General features: G+C 35.0%; 1 protein-coding gene. It reads right to left on the bottom strand.

What is annotated here, in order from left to right:
- Positions 1-210: 210 nt before the first annotated feature.
- Positions 211-411 (bottom strand): AlpA family transcriptional regulator, encoded by a 201-nt coding sequence (locus ACFIKU_RS10310; RefSeq protein WP_015856195.1) that lies wholly within the window; start codon positions 409-411, stop codon positions 211-213.
- Between the last annotated feature and the right edge of the window lie 141 nt (positions 412-552).

The following is a 552-nucleotide window of genomic DNA, read 5'->3' as shown; positions in this document are numbered from 1 at the left end:
CTTCCCATATGTCGTCCTGGTGCTGTCATGCCTCAGCGAAGTGTTGAGAGACGCTTAAATAGCCCTTATTGTAAAAAGCATTCAGAACAACTTGAATGCCAGCCTTAAGTCTTGCTTCAGCAGAGAAAGCCTTGAATTTACACCAAATAAAGCGCCAGGTTGATGAGTTTGAGAAAGCCTTGTCCGTCCTTACGTGACAAGGTTTTCTTTTTATGCTGCGTCGTTATAACGTTGCTGTTTTGCTTGCTCGATTACATTCAAAAGATCCGATTGTAACCAACGCGATAAAAAACCAAATTTTAAAGGTTTTGGGAGAGAGCCATTGGTAACATGACGGCGGAATGTTGAGACACTCATATGAAGCAGTTTTGCACTTTCACGGTCTGTTAAAAGAATATCATTTTCTATCATAATAAAATCCTTTCAAAAGTAAAAAAATGAAAACAAATCATAACTATTTATTAACCACATTTTTGTTCATTTTTGAAGGTATTTTATTTATAGAAAACAATATTTTATCATATAATTTCTGATGTGATAATTTATGAATCT

Source organism: Bartonella sp. CM120XJJH, assembly GCF_042194715.1.
Lineage (GTDB): Bacteria > Pseudomonadota > Alphaproteobacteria > Rhizobiales > Rhizobiaceae > Bartonella.
The sequence above is the reverse complement of the archived record's forward strand: the minus strand, read 5'-3'. Positions and strand labels throughout refer to the sequence as shown.